Source organism: Nocardiopsis sp. KDC1DS13DA1 (assembly GCF_055632325.1).
This window is the reverse complement of sequence record NZ_JBVMUY010000071.1, coordinates 1-558: the sequence shown is the minus strand read 5'-3', so window position 1 is coordinate 558 and position 558 is coordinate 1. Positions and strand designations below refer to the sequence as shown.

Genomic DNA, 558 nt, shown 5'->3' with positions numbered 1-558 from the left:
ACGAGCCGACCTCGGCCGCCCTCGCCTACCACCTGGAGAAGGAGGGCGAGGCCACCATCCTCGTCTACGACCTCGGCGGCGGAAGCCTCGGCTTCGCCGTGGCGGACGTCGGTGACGGCGTGATACAGGTACTGGCCGTCGGCGGCGACGACCACCTCGGCGGCGACGACTGGGACGAGGCGATCGTCGACCGGCTGATCGAGAGGCTCTCCAACGCCACCAGTGTGGACCTGAGCGAGGACGGGACGGCTCTGGAGCACTTGCGCGAGGCCGCGGAGAAGGCCAAGATCGAGCTGTCCTCCTCCGGCGAGACGCAGATCAATCTGCCCTACATCACGGCCTCGGCCGAGGGCCCGCTGCACCTGGACGAGAAGCTCACCCGCGCCGAGTTCCAGCGCCTGACCGCCGACCTGGTCGAGCGGGCCGAGATCCGGCTTCGGCGGGTCGTCGAGGATTTCCACTGGGTCCTTGAGGACGCCGGGATCGACGCCGCCGAGATCGAGCACGTGGTCCTGGTGGGCGGTTCCACCCGTATGCCCGCCATCGTGGAGCTGGTCA

1 protein-coding gene is annotated in these 558 nt (G+C 69.2%); it reads left to right on the top strand.

The features are described 5' to 3' along the window. Window positions 1-558: Hsp70 family protein (locus ACTVAJ_RS30285; RefSeq protein WP_470391736.1), on the top strand; the 558-nt coding region annotated here is incomplete at both ends.